We start from the raw sequence: 15635 nt of genomic DNA on the forward strand, positions 1-15635 counted from the left end.
CAAAGAACAAAAGGCGCAAGTGCCCTGGTTAGCCTCGGGCATAGCAAATGTTCCTTGAAGAGAAAAAGGGGTGATCTTTCCCTTTTACTCTTCAAGGGTTATTTGACCTAGGAAAAAGTGTACTTCCTTTTTCCCTCGAGGTAGGATGAAATTGCAAAGATCATCGCAATTTCATCTTGGCTGGGCGCTGGAGCCAGATTACTATGCACTTGGCTAAGTTATCCACAAATGAAAAATTTTATAATTTCCTAACAAATAAAAAAACGACGAACTAGTCGTCGTTTATGAATCATTATCCTCTTCCCAAATTTCCTCTACAACCTGTTTTGTTAATAAGTAATCAAACACCACGTCCGCTACTTCCTCTACTTCTTCATCACTAGGGACGTAACCTCTAAGAAGAAGTTGTTCATAAATAAACTCAGCAAGCTCTTCTGTATCTATCACCACTTCAATCTCTTTCATGTTATCACCCCTTATTTCGATTTATGTTGTCCACCGAGTTTTTATGATAAAAAGTTTTATGTTTTGTAGAATAAATAGGTTCTATTTTCAAACTGTATTCATAAGATGGTAGTAAGAATGGACAAGCAATTAGGAGGTTATATCATGGAAAAATCTATTAACTTATCAGTCAATCAACTTGAACGAACGACTAGCAATGTGACTCGAGTAGAGCAGCATTCTTCTTTTGATGAAATAATGGAGAAAATAACAAATGGAATGTTTAACGTCATTTTATTTGGCGGGATTCCCTATTTCCTATGGATCTTTATTCAATTTATGATGAAAGGATAATCTATTCGTCTGCTTTTCCAGTGGTGAACTTTATTAAATTATCCATCACTAGATCCATCACATTTTTATATTCTTCCTCTTCAAATAGCTCATAAAGAGTTTTATAGTCATTGTACACATCAAGTAAACCATCAATAATAGCTTTACGCTCTCGTTTTAATCGAAGGAGTTCTTTCTCTGTCTTTCGTTGCAGATTCATAGCCTGTAACAACTCCATCACCTTAGTTTCTTTTGATTTTGAATACAACACCTCAAGTTTTTGTAAAAAAACAGGAGCCTCTACATGGTCAGCGATTAAGATAATTTCTTCTTCACTCGCTTCTAACCATTCACCGTCAGATAACCTAGATAATTCATACGTAATATCTTCCCATGCATCTTTTTTATATCTCCAAATTTCAGTTCGAAGTCCGACAATTTTAAAAATCTCTTGTTCATATCCGATGACCTGTACAAGGTCTCCAAAGAAATATTTAAACTCAATCTGAAGTGTCTCATTTTTCGGGACTGATTCATCATATTCTCTAATACTTGTAAGTGTGTCCTCTAAGTAAATACCTTCTTTGTTACTTAATTCATATACATACATGCCATCAAGTGTTCTTACCTTTGAAACCTTACACACTGTACCAAATAAAGAAATTACAACGATGTCTCCAACCTTAAATTTTGGTTTTTTATTCTTCAAGGCGATCACTCCTTAGACATCGAAATAATTGATAGTGTATTATATGCAAATTTCTAAAAATCGCTAATAAGAAATACAGGGAAATTGAGTTCAGAAAAATTCACACAAAAAAAAGCGCTCTTATTTGAGCACTATCCTTCTTGTTTATATAAATCCCATACATGGTCAAATGTTGACATACTCTTTAAGTAAAAACCGTTTAACTCTAAATAATTGGTTAATTCATAATAATCCTTTGACTGCTTTGGAAAACCATGATCCTCGTAGGCAGCATTTGCAAATTCTGAAATTTCATCTCTTGGTTTTAACGCTCTATATTTTAATAAAAAGTGGTAAAAAGATTTAGTCAAGGGTTGTCCCTCCTTACCTTGGTTCGCTAATGTTTCATCTGTAGTTAACTATTATAGCAGAGACTTATTTTTTGTCCAATCCACATTTATTACTTCTAATAATGACGATACCACTGAGGGTCCCTACATCCTTCACTCCCCCATGAACACCGGAGCTCTACAAAACTGATAAAATATCAATTTTACGAAAAAACGTTAAATGAAATAGGAGAGGCTATCTAGCCCCTCCAAAACAATTCGTCTACTTTTACTCTGGCCACATATCAAGATGATAGGCCATTTCCCAAAACATATATTCAAATCGAGTAGTGTTCGTAAAGATTTTTTCTAATTCTACAAGTTCTTTTTCAGGCTTTCCTTCCACTAAATCATCAAGTAAGTCGATACACCAAGTTGCCAGCGTACCGAACTCTGAAGAGCTGTACATACTAATCCACTCACCATAAAATTCATGGGTAGCTGCTCCTGGAATTTTACTTAACTCTTTACCAATGTCCCAATAACTCCACATACACGGTAATAGTGCCGCTACAAGATGAGCTAAAGTGCCATTCTGTGCTTGATGCAGCATATAATGTGTATAAGCTAATGTGATGGGTGATGGCTCAGCGTTTTCTAATTCTTCAATAGATATACCAACTTTAGCAGCATAACTTCGGTGTAGTGACATCTCTTCATTTAATGTGGAGTGTAATAACGCTGCAAACTTCCCCATTGTTTCAACTTCATTAGATTTCATTGCCCCTAATGCAAAAAGCTTGGCATATTCCATTAAATAAAGATAATCTTGAATCATATAAAAGCGGAATTTCTCTTGATTTAGCGTGCCATCCCCCATTCCTGTTACAAATGGATGGGTATGATTTTTATTCCATTCAGGTTGAATATTTGTATAAAGACGTTGTGTAAACTTCATTATATTCACTCTCCAATATTTTTATTTGTATGGCTCCATTCATAGATAAATCGCAAAATTACTTTTGTATAATCCAATAATTGATTAATAGATAACTGCTCATTTACGGAATGAGCGTTGCCTAAGTCTCCTGGCCCGTATATAGCAGCTGGGATTCCAGCGGCACCAAACCACCCTCCATCTGTGACAGTAGGAGATACATCGACAATTGCTTCATGCTTTAGAGTGGTTTCATGACAATGCATTAATGTTTTTACTGCTTTATGATTTGGATCTACCTCTAACGATGGGAAAATTTCTCCTCGTTCCTCAATCATAGAAGTACCACCCCATTCAAACATAGGTGGGTTAGCTCTTAACCATATATCTCCCTCTGCTACCTTACGAATATGGTCTTCTATTTCTTTAGCAACTTCCTCGTGAGTTTCATTTGGATAGAAGTGAACGGTAATCCACAAACGACATTCGTCTGCAATAAAAGCTGCATGTCTTCCCCCTTCAATAACAGCCGGATTAATAGTGTTTGTACCAGGATCATAGCCAGGGTAGCTTTTCATAACGGACCAATGTCTCTCCAAGTCCTGCAAGCCCTGAATAATCTTTGTCATTTTTTCTATCGTGCTCGCTCCAAATAATTTCCCACCTGCATGAATCATCCGTTTTCTTGTAGCATCATGATAGGTTTGAGTGCTTTTTAAGGTAATCCACCCTGTAATGACCCCACCTTGTCCTTGTATATGTAAATCACTTGAGTCCACTACTAATGCAAAGTCAGCTTTATACCCTCGCTGGCAACAAGCTAATGTCCCAGCTTCCCCTACTTCTTCACCAATGACAGATTGAAAGGTTAAATCACCTGGTAGCTGAATTCCAGCTTCATGAAGAAGCTTAATCGCAAATAACGCACCAGCAAGACCTCCTTTCATGTCTGAGGCACCTCGTCCAATAATGACGCCATCTTTTACAACAGGTGTGAACGGATCCTTTTCCCACGGTTCTGACTCATGAACCTCAGCTACATCAATGTGACCGTTGATAATGAGACTCTGGTAATCACTTGATTCAGCTCCTTTTAAAACACCTACCACATTAGGATCTCCAGGATAAATATCCCATTTATCCACTTCAAACCCCATTTGCTTCAAAAAAGAAGAAATGAATTGCTGGGCTTCCTCGGTATTTCTTGCTGGAGGTGCTGGTGTTTTAAATCGTATTAATTTCTCTAATAAGTTTATCAATTCACCTTGTCTATGATCTACCAGTTCTATCAGTGAATCTATTTTTTGCGCCACTTTCACACATCCTTTTCAAGTTACTTTTGAAAATAAAACTAAAAACCCACTCCATTAAACATGAAGTGGGAATATACAAACAGTTGCTTAGCCGTTTTGTCACATACCACTTCCCTTCGCTAGCATTACCTAGAGCAGGTTCAAGGGTTAAGACATTGTCTCTCTCAGCTTCTTAAAAAGCACCCCTAGTGTTTTTACGATATTCTATTTAATTAAAACATTAGCAGAATATGGATTTTATCTCAACAAAAAGATTACATCGATTCTAAATTAATATCACTGTAATGTTAGGTATAAAAGACCACATTGAAACAAAAAGTAAGATTTGTAAAAGAAAGGAGGAAGCAAGATGGCAAATTTAAATGAACTTGAGCTTCAAAATCTTCGTCATCTAATTGGCGGTCATGAAACTTGCGCGACCAAATTAGATACATATGCACAGCAATGCCAGGATCCACAAATTAAGCAAATGTTACAACAGCATGCTCAGAGTGCAAGACAAACGAAACAACAATTAATGTCATTCTTAGGATAGGGAGGATATAAATATGATGAAAGAAAAGGATATGGTATCTGATTACCTATCGAATTTAAACTCAAGTCTAGCGGGTTATGCTCAAGTGATTGCTCAATGTGATAATAAAGAACTTCGTGATACGATTGCACAAATTCGTAATTCAGATGAGCAAAAGCAATGGGAGGTTTATCAGGCTGCAGTTCAACGCAACTACTACACTCCCGCTTCTCAAGCTAGCCAACAAAATATACAGCAAGTTAAGCAGCAATTCTCGCAAGACAACCAAATGAATGCCATGAACCAACAAATGAATCAAGGTATGATGAATCAAAATCAACTTCAATAAAAGATTAGCTGTCGTCTAAAAACGACAGCTTTTCCATGTTCATTTATATTACAACATCTTTGGTAGCTTAGTAACTGAGTTCCTTACCTTCATCCATTTCCCCTTGTTGTTGAGTCAGATTTATTTTTCCGAACTTCTTAGTCAAAATTTTATATATTCTATTTCGATTATATCTCTGCAATAAAATCGCTTGAGTATTAATAATAATGATAAGAACATAATAGATGATTTTTATCTCATTCTGATCATAGATGTTTAACGAAAGCATAAAAACAAGTATGAACTGTAAGAAAACATGAACTCCTTCATTTTTTCGAGTATACTTTTCAAAACCTCTTAGTCCGTCAGCTGAAAGACTCCATAATATGTAGTTATTCGGGCGTTTAGGAAGCTCCTTTCGATATATCAAACGATAAAGGTTGTTAACTAGAAATATAATTAATCTTTTAAAGAACCAAACACCACATAGTCTAAACAAATGAGTATGCTCTTCCCATTTTCTCGGCCTAAAATTATAAAACCATTTTAAAAAATCCAGATTGGGCTGAACACTTTGTTAGCCACCCAATATTTTCACATAATTTTCCTATTTCATTATACAAGATTTATAAAACTTTTTTATATTTATTTAACTGTCTGTATTAAACTTACCTAAGAGCAAAAAAGCCTCTCGCACAAAACGAGAGACTTGAATGGATTTTATTAGAGAAACTTTTTAATAAAATCTAACGTATTATTGATAATAATTTCCTGATCATAATCAAGGGTTGCAACGTGGTAGCTATCTTTCAGATGCTGAATTTCTTTCACTTCGGAACCTATTCTGTCGTAAATATATTTTGCGTTATCTGGTGGTACAACATGATCCTCGTCAGATACTAGGATCAGAGCTGGACAAGTAATGTCCATTAACTTTTGTTTTACCTCATTTATAAAAGTTAAAAGCTCTTTAACTGATTGAACAGGTGTTTTGTCGTAACTTAGTTCATTCACTCCTGGCTTTTTAATATCAGAACCGATTGCATCTAAAAACCTAACACCTTCTAACTCGATGACTGGATCCATTGCCGGAATGTCAATCGCCGCGTTGATCAGCATAATCGACAGAATTTCAGGGTATTTAGCTGCCATGTAAAGGGTAAGCGTCCCACCCATTGATAAACCGGTCATAAAGATCGTATCACAACGCTCTTTTAACCAATAATATCCCTCTTCAATTGAGTCAACCCAATCCTGGAATGTTGTCTGTTCCATATCTTCATAATGTGTACCATGTCCTTTCAGACGTGGACCACAAACCGTATAACCTGCAGCAGCATAGGCCTCACCTAACGGTCTCATACTCTGGGTAGAGCCTGTAAATCCATGAGACACCAAAATTCCAACACGGTTTCCTTCAAAATAAAATGGCTCAGCGCCTTTTAAAATTGGATAGCGTTCAGACATGCCCATACCTCCAGTGTGAAATATTCTAATACATTTCTTTCTTAAATCTCTCTATATCTATTATTCTAATATAAATTCTAAACACCATTACATAGCTACTAACTGGACTTAAAACGACATGTTATTTTTCACATTAGTCACTAAAGTTGTATTGTTTTAAGATTGCCTCTAATTTAATGGCTTTTGTTAAATCACCATTTATCTTAAGTTTTCCAGTCATAAAAGCCATTGTACCATTTAGCTTTCCAGTCAAGAATTTCTGAAAACTATCAAAAGACATGACTAACGTACAATCTGCTGCTTGATCTACATCTAGAACTACCTTTCCCGTGCCATCTTGTAAACGCAGTTGAAAAGAACCCTCAGCGTCTCCAGAAATATCAAATTGATAAATGGTATTAACACCTGAAATTGGTTCAGAATTCTGGTTTAACTCACTTTGAATCTTATCCATGATTTCTGATAATGTTCCATGTTGTTTACTCATCTAAATCATCTCCTTCTAGTCTAGTAACCCAATAATGAAATCGCTTACAAATATAATGTAAATATAATAATTATGTAATTCCCCCTACTCCTTTTCTAAAAGATATCATAGGAATATGTTCATGAAAAGAGAATTGTTAAAAAATTCAATCATTAAGTAACAAGAGTAATATATTTCTCTTTTACACGATCAGACACACGATCGCTGTTTCTTATTCGATTTACTATATAGTCCATGCTTAGTCTCTGAATTTCTACTTGCTGATGCTTCGCTTCTTTTGAAAGGGCCATACCAATCGCTCCTAAGATCGCATAGATAACCAGAGAGGATATTTGAGAATGATCAAACCCCGTACCAAATAGGAGAACAAATACATTAATAATGGATACAGCTATTAACGGAAAGGACCAGAATACATAGCGAGAAGCTTTTTTTACAAATGGAGAGATGACTTCCTGTAATTTTTCAAACTCCCGCTTTGCGAAATTTGGAGCTTCCAACTTTATAAAGTTCATTCAATTTCCTCCTTACAATAACAAACTCATTTAAATTAAAGCTTTCAATATAAATATAACCGTCTTTAGGGCTAGATTATAAGCCTGTGGCCTTATATTTATCTTTTAAGGATTGCGGTGCCAGCTTTACCATCCAGTCTAGCACAAAGGTTGCAATAACCAGATCATCAATGAATCCAAACAACATGAGATAATCCGGAATTAAGTCAAAGGGAAACACTAGGTAAGTTAAGATTAACAAAGCACCAAGTGCTTTATGATGAAGCTGTACTTCCTTGGACTTGAAGAAATCTTTAATAAAGGGAATAAACTTCCAAAATTTAAATATGAACTTTAACCGGCTAAACATTTTCACCATGTATAACACCTTACTTTCAATTTATTTTTTAAACGTTAAAATAAAAAACCTTCACCATTTAATGGTAAAGGTTTTAGATACAAAAAAGACCTTTACCAACAGGTAAAGGTCTTGCTAACAACAGTAGTGTTGCTAACAAAGCCGAGAGGATGAACCTCTGAATTGACGACTTTGTTATAAAAGCTACTCCCCTTTAGGAGATACAATATTCAACTATTGAGATAAAGATATAATATTTTATTTCACCTGTCAATAACTAACTTCACTGTGCCAAAGTTGCTTAATTATAATGGTAAATTTGTGATGATTAGTGTAGTCCAATCCAATGATTATTGCTTAGTGGCCAAACAGGCTAACCTTCTTTATGTATATTTCATGAAAAAATTGGAAATTCCTCTACCACAGTTGAGTGAGCTGTGGTATTTTTGTTATGAACTCATTTTACTTATAAAACCAAATTGATAAAAAGGAGCATTCATTCTTGAATATAAAAGAGTTAAAACCAATGTATTTTGGTGAATCACTGCTGTATTTTGGTATTCCAAGTGTTGTTCTATATATAAACATTTATTATGGTGTACCTTACTTAGACTCTATGGGTATTCCTTTAATTATTAGTTTTCCTTTAGCGTTGTACGGTCTATTAGGTTTACTTTTCTTTGCATCCTTGATCGCTTATAGGATTGAAGGAAATCCATTTACTATGCATGCAATAGTGAAGAGGTTTCGTCTCCAAAGGATGAATAGGAAAATGTGGATGATTTCAATTGGAACATTTCTATTAATAGTTGGTTTAGAGGAAATGCTGAAATTCACAAGTAAAACATTATCTGTCATTCCCTTTTTTGCACCACCAGAAATACTTCCAGAATTTATAGATCCTAATAAAACGCTCGTATTACCATTTACTGAATTTATGGGAACTCCTTTGGAAGGAAACTGGTGGATTCTTCTAGTGTGGTTTGTTTGTCTAACATGCAATATATTGGGAGAGGAGTTTTGGTGGAGAGGGTATATTCTTCCACGTCAGGAGCTTGCATTCGGAAAATGGACTTGGATTATTCATGGTTTTTTATGGCTTTTCTTTTTTCACGCCTTTCTGAAATGGAACTATATCGTTCTTATTCCAACCTGTTTCCTCATATCTTTCATGGCTCAACGATATAAAAGCACTTGGATGGCAGCGGTTATACATGGTATCGGAAACGGTTTGTTTTTTGCTTTTATCATACCAGGGATTTTTTAAACTAGCTTATCATGTAAAATCAATTAATTTTTTGTCTACAACTATTCCTATCTAGCAATCTTCGCATAGATCGTGAACAGTCCCCTGATAAGGTATTTTTTCGATCTATGTTTTTTTATGCTGAGCTATATTTTTTCACTTGTTTACATATCTAAAAAAACTTACTTGTTTTCTCAACAAGTAAGTTTCTTTCATTCTCATAGGTTAATATTTTCCTTTGAATAATTAGTAATCCAATTTTCATGTGTCTCATTTTTACCCTTTAAAATCTCTTCTTGTTGCTTCTTATTCTTATAATCATCAATGAAATGCTTCAAACCTATGCCAAATAGATTTAATCCTATAATCGTGACGGCGATCATTAAAGACGGAAAGAATGGAATCCACGGTGCCGTTTGTATATCCCTTAAGGAGTTAGAAAGCAAGGAAGGCCAAGTGAATGTTAAGTTTTCTATCGTCATCCCTACTTGAGGATCCCATTTCAGGTCTTGTGCTAAATAAACCTGAACGATTCCAAGTCCACCAAGGAGGACCATAATTCGAGCCATATCACTTATAAAAATATAAACAATTTTTTGATAGATAATTGGAATATAATATCTCGTAATAATGTGATACCATTCTGTTCCCATTGATACTGCTGCTACCATGTATTCCGTTTTATTTATTTTTGTAAATTCCTGCCTCATGATCTCACCAATACGTCCTATGTCTAAAAAAGCAATTACTAACATTAGAAGAGCATAACGACTGTAAGACTCCTGTAAAGATGGAAGGTTACCAACTAACATTACTAAAATTATTGCTGGTAAAAAAGAGAGTAGACTGTTAGAAAAACCTAGTAAATTTCGTGTACCCTTATGTACAGCAGCAAAATACCCAAATGGGATGCTAATGATAAACCGTAAAACAACTATAAAAAAGAGTTCTGAAAAGGTTTCTCTTGCTCCATGGACAATGATGCTAAACAGATCACGTCCTTCCCGATCTGTTCCAAACCAATACTCACTACTAGGTGGAAGTGGAGCTCTTAATAATTTACCATTCTCGTCATAACCAATTCGGAAACCCTCAAGTTTACTGTCAACAAAGGGCATAATTGGCCCCAAAATTGCCATCATAGCCATCCCCACTAAGATGAATACTCCCAACGCAAAAGAAGGATATTCTTTTATAAAAACCAGGACATTTTTGGTAGCCTTTTTGAAAGGAAATGTTTTCAAGAAATAATATACGAGTTTAAGGACCTTGAATTTATTTGCATTAGAAATTGTGTCATCAGATAATTCTTGGTCTAGACTAGTTGGAGCAATGATTAATTTAATCAAATCTGTAACCCATAGACTAATTAATACTAGTACAAGAAACGGTAAAAGTAGCCCTATAATTGTATAAGTATCATTTACCTTAAGCGATGCAAGTAACTGATACCCTGCACCTTTATAAGAACATAGTCTTTCAATGATTGGTAAACTACTAATAATGATTAACATTAGAGTTTGGCTGTATCCAAGAATGGTTGGCCATGCATTCCAGAGCAAATGTTTGAGAATAATAGGCAGTTCTCTCGTCCCTTTAGACATAGCAGTCCTTACATAATCCTTATCCTTCTCATTTAAAAGAGATTGATAGGTTATATTCGAAATGTAAAAAACGGGTGTAATACTAATGATAAAAAGAGGAAATAACAGGTTAAACAACGTTTCATGACCAAATAGGTCTACCTCAATCATTTTCCCTCTGATTAGCAATAGCAATCCATATTGAGCGGCAATCAACAGAAAAAAATCTGGAACCGTACCAAATATTATTTGATTAACTTTATGTAGCTTGCTCTGAATCTTTCGGTTCCTAACCATAAAATGAATGATTCCTAGAGGTATTCCAATAATGATACTGATGATATAGGCAGGAATAATGATCTTCAAACTTCTTGCAATATGTTCAAATACTATTTCATTTACAGGAAGAGAATGTTTAGATACCCCTAGGGATTGCTCGCTAATTAAAACTCGATAATAATCGAGAACGGCTTGATACATATAACTCCAATCAGTCTTATGTGAAAAATAGATTTGATCTGTCGAGATCATAACTAAATAAACAATAAAACCAGAAGCGAGAAATAGAAGTATAAAACTCCTCAACATTTTATTCATTAGTAAGAGCATTTGTTTAACTCCTTAAATTAGAAATATTTGGACATTAGTTAAAACTTAATATATATCCAAATATTGTAAATGTAAACCACTTATTACCAAATATATCCTTATCCATACTATATTTTTGTACTAATATTTCAACTAAAAAGTGAAGTGATTGTCCTACCTACTTACTGTGGAAAACAATCACTTCACTTTTTTATATCTTATGGAAAAGTGTATATACCATTTATATCCAATTACAGAGTAAGAGCTCCTTGTAACATTCATGTAAACAAGCTGTAATGCTATTACTTATTTTTCTTTCATAGAAATAGGACATATAAGAGATTCCAAACTATTAAACCATTAGGAGGACTGCACTGTGAAAAAACTAATGTTTGCACTAGTATTTTTAGCTACTCTTTTTACGGCTGATTCAGTATTTGCTTATACGGTAGAAAAAGGGGACACAATGTCAGAAATCGCAAGGGAAAATGGTTTAACATTACAAGAATTAGCAGAAGCTAACCCACAAATTAAAAACCTTGATCTGATTATTGTCGGACAAGTTATAAATACAGATATAGATCTTAGCTCTAGTGAAGTAAGAATGCAAAATGAACTTCCAAATGCAACTTCTAATGACAGCTCTAAAGAAAGTCAAAATATTGATAATGAGAAAGAAACCAGCTCTAAGAGTCTTAGTCTCTCAGACTATGAAATAGATTTATTGGCAAGAATTGTACGAGCTGAAGCTCAAACTGAACCTTTTGAAGGAAAAGTAGCAGTGGCTAATGTAGTCTTAAATCGAGTGGAAAGCCCTAAATTTCCTAACACGATAAAGGGTGTTATCTATCAACGACGACAATTTCAACCTGTCGCAAATGGACAAATCAACAAACCAGCAGATCCAGAATCCATTCGAGCAGTTCATGCAGCCCTAACAAATATGAGAAATATTGCAGGAGATTCACTATTCTTTTATAATCCCACCATTGCAACAAGTCGATGGCTTGATTCTAGAAAGACAGCCGTTGTCATAGGGCAACATGTATTTAAATATTGACGTGATTTAAACTAGTTCAATAGTTAAATGAAAAGTATTAAATGGAAAGTTTAAGAATTGAATTGGGTTATTCTTTAACAAGTCTGCTGTATCAGTAATTCTAAGCCCCATTCGGAAGTTTTTTTACACCTCTCTTTCACTTCCTCCATTAGCTAGTTTATGATTAATTCGTAGTAGAACGAGATGAAGGTCGCCCTAATAAATTTTTAATATATAGAATAAGCAGTCCGAATTATATTTAATTTGGACTGCTTATTCTTTCTTATATATCTTAGTGTGTTAATAGGTCTTATGCATATTAACAAGTTCCTTCATGAGTTCAAGGCCGTTGACCTGGTCCTTCTTATTTTCATAATGAAATAATCTTAGTTCATCTAATGTTAACTCACGATTCAGTGCATCCTCTAGGATATTTACTAGTTCTATTTGTGCATTTCCTTTGTTAATTGTATACATCGTCTCATCTCCGTTTTTATACTATTTTTTACCCGTCTATTATTCTTATAAACAAGGTAAGTAAGTTAGTTACAATAAAAGTTTTTGCCCTTATACTATAATCATTAAAAGTACATTTCGACTTCTAGGCTCAATGGACATTCATCATATTATCCGAGTAGATGTAAGGTTTCATGTTTGAATCAGTGTTGCAAGATACACTTCAAATAACTTGAAGGTCATGCAGTTATATTTGTGTAAGAGTGTTTGCCTTTCACTTCTCACTGAGTTCTTATACTTTCTTTAGATACCTTCATTTTCTAAATACGCTAACAACTAGTGAAACTATAAACAATATGATAAAAATATAGAAGATAAACTTAGCAATTTCAATTGCTGCACCAGCTATTCCAATAAAACCGAAAAATGCCGCTATAATTGCTACGATAAAAAATATAATTGACCATTTTAACATCAAATACACGCCTTTCTTTCTGTTATATATAACAATACCCATCCATTTGTTAGGTAAACATGTCCAAAACTAACATCAGGTGGCACTGGCGAAGCAACAATTTACCTAGTTAACCTTAAACCAATCTTTAAAAAAATAATTCTTTTCTTTCCTTATTTAAATTCATCACGATTGTTGTATTCGTTCGCAGGATAACCCCAATTCAAATGCCCCAAGCTAATTAGCCTGGGGCATTTCTCCATGGTTTTGTTAATGAACATTATTTAATAAAGGTGTGTATGGTACTACACAATTACGTCCATTAGCTTTTGCAAGATAAAGGGCTTGATCTGCTTGTTGTATTAATTCTTGTAAGGAGTAGCTCTCCTTTAAATAGCTAGACGTGGCAATCCCAAAGCTAGAGGTAACAAAAATAGGTTGATTATTGACCTTTATATACGAACTCTCAATATTAAAGCGAATTTTATTTGCTGTAATTAAAGCACCTTCTAATGAAGCCTCTGGGATACAAATGAGAAATTCCTCCCCACCGAATCGACCGAAGATAGTCTTTTCATCTATTGTTCTCTTAACGACATCTACTACATGACATAAAACCTTATCACCATTAGCATGTCCATATGTATCATTAACCCTCTTGAAATGATCGATATCAAACATTAAGATGGAGACACTCGATCCCCTATTTACATATTCCTCAGACTCTTGAATAAAAAATGAACGGTTATAAATGTTGGTTAAGCCATCAATACTTGCCATTTCCTTTAATTTCGCCTCTAACAACACCCGATTGGTAACATTCATAAACGTTATTATTTTTCCGATCTGTACATGTTTTTTATTTAAGACAGGCTGAAACTTTACTTCATGATAGAAAGTTTGGGAATTTTGAGTAGATTGATAATCTGACTCTATTTCCTTCGTAATTACATTTAGTACGTCTGGTTGCCCTCTAAAGACATCTTTTATAGGCTTACCAATACAGCTAGGATTTAGCGCTGGTAAGACCTGTTGCATAGATGGATTATAATCGATCAATACATCCTTCATATTAAGAACTAGAACACCTTCCGTTATACTCTCAAAAACTCGATCTCTAGCAATGGGAGCAATGTCAAACATCTTAAATGATAGCAAGGCTATACCATGAAAAATAAATGATACACACATTGATACCGGACCAATATCAATTCCATTTGGACTTAGACCCATAATATAAAAAACACTTGCAATTATTGGTACAAGTACACCGATCATGAGTAATACTAATTGAATTCTAAACTTGGAGGATATGGTCTTAAACTCCATTAATAATACAATGATACTTGCTGCCACTAATCCGTAAAGAAATATAGAATGAACTAGGAACCACGGCCCACCTTCTAGCTGTGCAACGGGGTACGCGGTATCGCTTCTTAATGAAGTAGACGTGTAGTACAAGTGGTGAAAATCATTTGTTAGTTGCATCGTAATTGTTAGTAATGGTAAACCGTAAAGAAACGCAATTACTAAACGGTTCGGTCTTTTCCCTACAAAATCCAGACACATTAAAAAAATAAACACCGGGATAAAAGGAAGTGCCAGGTACTCCATTTTAACCCAAAACATAATCTGTTCAAGATTACTACTTAATAATTCTTGAGCATATGAAAAAGTGAAAAAAGAAGCCATGAATGTAGCTAAAATATAGTATTTTCCACCTGGCGAATTCTTGATATTCACAAAAGCATATATACATAATAATAGACTTAAAATGCCACCTAAAACGGTAGCGACCACGTAGACATATAGTTCTTGATTCATGATTTATTGTACTCCATAGCATTAGGAAATAGTTTCAACTAATTATATACTAGGCTATTAAATATTTACTAGTAAATTTGGACTACGTTTCATAATAATGTTTTTATTTGGAGGGTGACACAAAAGGAAAAAGAAGTCACAGACATCATTGAAACAGTTTACAAATAATCTCTTAGCTAAATTTTCATAGACTCTTATCAAGAAGGCTTCAAATAAAAAACTCTTTTTCTACAGAGGAGCAAACTTGTGAGATATTAAATGTTCCGTCTAGTTGGCAGCACTACCGTTACTTTAAACAAATCACCATCTACTTCTTAGTTTTAATAACAATTCCGACTAATTTCACAAACACTCTTCACAGTTTTTGTCCATCTTCAACAGCCAACATGGGTTGCTTCAGAGTTGAAATTCGAAAATAGGAGGATGAATCATGCGTTTCTTCTAAGGATTGGTGTGGTAATTCAACAATGTTATTGGAACTACTCTGATAATTATAATAGCCATTATCGGAAGTGGTGCTACGCATCTTTATTCAAACTGTCGACGATCTTTTTATGCTCCTGTTCTGGGGAACTCTATTTACAGGTTTAACCGTGATGCAAGCGATCTGCATGAAGCGCAGGATAAAAAGTATTAATTTATTTCTCCTTTCCTAAATTCTTCTTAATTAGCATGTAACTATTTCTTAAAACGTATAAATGAAAAGGTAGTACATATTTTGTAGAGAGGTATGAGATTAAAATCTAAAACCGG

The 15635-nt window shown here is 34.4% G+C and carries 19 protein-coding genes and 1 riboswitch; of the genes, 5 read left to right on the top strand and 14 right to left on the bottom strand.

What is annotated here, in order from left to right; translation table 11 throughout:
- Nucleotides 1–282: 282 nt before the first annotated feature.
- Complete coding sequence (locus G4D63_RS13645) at nucleotides 283–465, bottom strand: YozD family protein (RefSeq protein WP_163180204.1); 183 nt, start codon at nucleotides 463–465, stop codon at nucleotides 283–285.
- A 144-nt stretch (nucleotides 466–609) separates the two neighbouring features.
- Here G4D63_RS13645 and G4D63_RS13650 point away from each other — a divergent pair, with 144 nt between their 5' ends.
- Nucleotides 610–798, top strand: coding sequence for a hypothetical protein (locus G4D63_RS13650; protein WP_163179925.1), 189 nt, complete (start codon nucleotides 610–612; stop codon nucleotides 796–798).
- 1 nt (nucleotide 799) lies between these two features.
- Here G4D63_RS13650 and G4D63_RS13655 read toward each other — a convergent pair whose 3' ends face one another.
- The 4 genes from G4D63_RS13655 to G4D63_RS13670 form a co-directional block, all read right to left on the bottom strand.
- Nucleotides 800–1486 carry a hypothetical protein gene (locus G4D63_RS13655; protein WP_163180205.1) on the bottom strand — a complete coding sequence of 229 codons (687 nt, stop codon included), beginning with the start codon at nucleotides 1484–1486 and terminating at the stop codon, nucleotides 800–802.
- Nucleotides 1487–1617: 131 nt separating this feature from the next.
- Nucleotides 1618–1836, bottom strand: a complete 219-nt coding sequence (locus G4D63_RS13660) for a YozE family protein (RefSeq protein ID WP_163180206.1) — start codon at nucleotides 1834–1836, stop codon at nucleotides 1618–1620.
- Nucleotides 1837–2083: 247 nt separating this feature from the next.
- Complete coding sequence (gene tenA, locus G4D63_RS13665; RefSeq protein WP_163180207.1) at nucleotides 2084–2752, bottom strand: thiaminase II; 669 nt, start codon at nucleotides 2750–2752, stop codon at nucleotides 2084–2086.
- A gap of 5 nt (nucleotides 2753–2757) precedes the next feature.
- Nucleotides 2758–4044, bottom strand: a complete 1287-nt coding sequence (locus tag G4D63_RS13670) for an acetylornithine deacetylase (RefSeq protein WP_163180208.1) — start codon at nucleotides 4042–4044, stop codon at nucleotides 2758–2760.
- A 94-nt stretch (nucleotides 4045–4138) separates the two neighbouring features.
- A riboswitch (TPP riboswitch) is annotated at nucleotides 4139–4241 on the bottom strand.
- A 152-nt stretch (nucleotides 4242–4393) separates the two neighbouring features.
- On the opposite strand from G4D63_RS13670, the gene G4D63_RS13675 reads away from it, so the two are divergent.
- Together G4D63_RS13675 and G4D63_RS13680 are read left to right on the top strand one after the other, a co-directional pair.
- Nucleotides 4394–4579, top strand: a complete 186-nt coding sequence (locus G4D63_RS13675; protein WP_163180209.1) for a hypothetical protein — start codon at nucleotides 4394–4396, stop codon at nucleotides 4577–4579.
- A 13-nt stretch (nucleotides 4580–4592) separates the two neighbouring features.
- Nucleotides 4593–4907, top strand: coding sequence for a spore coat protein (locus tag G4D63_RS13680; protein WP_338023949.1), 315 nt, complete (start codon nucleotides 4593–4595; stop codon nucleotides 4905–4907).
- Nucleotides 4908–4974: 67 nt separating this feature from the next.
- Here the strand turns inward: G4D63_RS13680 and G4D63_RS13685 are convergent, their stop codons facing one another.
- The 5 genes from G4D63_RS13685 to G4D63_RS13705 all read right to left on the bottom strand — a co-directional run bounded on the left by G4D63_RS13685 (nucleotide 4975) and on the right by G4D63_RS13705 (nucleotide 7713).
- Complete coding sequence (locus G4D63_RS13685) at nucleotides 4975–5445, bottom strand: glycosyl-4,4'-diaponeurosporenoate acyltransferase CrtO family protein (RefSeq protein ID WP_275580306.1); 471 nt, start codon at nucleotides 5443–5445, stop codon at nucleotides 4975–4977.
- 164 nt (nucleotides 5446–5609) lie between these two features.
- The gene (locus G4D63_RS13690; RefSeq protein ID WP_163180211.1) at nucleotides 5610–6353 is read right to left on the bottom strand and encodes an alpha/beta hydrolase; all 744 of its coding nucleotides are present in this window, start codon (nucleotides 6351–6353) and stop codon (nucleotides 5610–5612) included.
- A 133-nt stretch (nucleotides 6354–6486) separates the two neighbouring features.
- Entirely contained in the window at nucleotides 6487–6840 is a 354-nt protein-coding gene (locus G4D63_RS13695; protein WP_163180212.1) for an SCP2 sterol-binding domain-containing protein, read from the bottom strand.
- Between the two features lie 152 nt (nucleotides 6841–6992).
- Nucleotides 6993–7355 (bottom strand): DUF5392 family protein, encoded by a 363-nt coding sequence (locus G4D63_RS13700; protein ID WP_163180213.1) that lies wholly within the window; start codon nucleotides 7353–7355, stop codon nucleotides 6993–6995.
- A gap of 76 nt (nucleotides 7356–7431) precedes the next feature.
- A complete protein-coding gene (locus tag G4D63_RS13705; RefSeq protein WP_204559106.1) occupies nucleotides 7432–7713 on the bottom strand; it encodes a YkvA family protein in 282 nt (93 codons plus the stop codon).
- A 481-nt stretch (nucleotides 7714–8194) separates the two neighbouring features.
- Here G4D63_RS13705 and G4D63_RS13710 point away from each other — a divergent pair, with 481 nt between their 5' ends.
- The gene (locus tag G4D63_RS13710) at nucleotides 8195–8959 is read left to right on the top strand and encodes a CPBP family intramembrane glutamic endopeptidase (RefSeq protein WP_163180214.1); all 765 of its coding nucleotides are present in this window, start codon (nucleotides 8195–8197) and stop codon (nucleotides 8957–8959) included.
- A gap of 197 nt (nucleotides 8960–9156) precedes the next feature.
- Here the strand turns inward: G4D63_RS13710 and G4D63_RS13715 are convergent, their stop codons facing one another.
- Nucleotides 9157–11130: an ABC transporter permease subunit gene (locus G4D63_RS13715; protein WP_163180215.1), complete on the bottom strand. Its 1974-nt coding sequence runs from the start codon at nucleotides 11128–11130 to the stop codon at nucleotides 9157–9159.
- 355 nt (nucleotides 11131–11485) lie between these two features.
- Between G4D63_RS13715 and G4D63_RS13720 the strand changes: the two genes are divergently transcribed.
- A complete protein-coding gene (locus G4D63_RS13720; RefSeq protein WP_338023948.1) occupies nucleotides 11486–12169 on the top strand; it encodes a cell wall hydrolase in 684 nt (227 codons plus the stop codon).
- A 279-nt stretch (nucleotides 12170–12448) separates the two neighbouring features.
- Here G4D63_RS13720 and G4D63_RS13725 read toward each other — a convergent pair whose 3' ends face one another.
- The 3 genes from G4D63_RS13725 to G4D63_RS13735 all read right to left on the bottom strand — a co-directional run bounded on the left by G4D63_RS13725 (nucleotide 12449) and on the right by G4D63_RS13735 (nucleotide 14882).
- Nucleotides 12449–12625 carry a hypothetical protein gene (locus G4D63_RS13725; protein WP_163180216.1) on the bottom strand — a complete coding sequence of 59 codons (177 nt, stop codon included), beginning with the start codon at nucleotides 12623–12625 and terminating at the stop codon, nucleotides 12449–12451.
- Nucleotides 12626–12917: 292 nt separating this feature from the next.
- Nucleotides 12918–13079 (bottom strand): DUF1328 family protein, encoded by a 162-nt coding sequence (locus G4D63_RS13730; RefSeq protein WP_163180217.1) that lies wholly within the window; start codon nucleotides 13077–13079, stop codon nucleotides 12918–12920.
- A 249-nt stretch (nucleotides 13080–13328) separates the two neighbouring features.
- Complete coding sequence (locus G4D63_RS13735) at nucleotides 13329–14882, bottom strand: histidine kinase N-terminal 7TM domain-containing diguanylate cyclase (RefSeq protein WP_163180218.1); 1554 nt, start codon at nucleotides 14880–14882, stop codon at nucleotides 13329–13331.
- Nucleotides 14883–15635 lie beyond the last annotated feature (753 nt).

Origin of the sequence: Bacillus mesophilus (assembly GCF_011008845.1) — a bacterium.
Lineage (GTDB): Bacteria > Bacillota > Bacilli > Bacillales > SA4 > Bacillus_BS > Bacillus_BS mesophilus.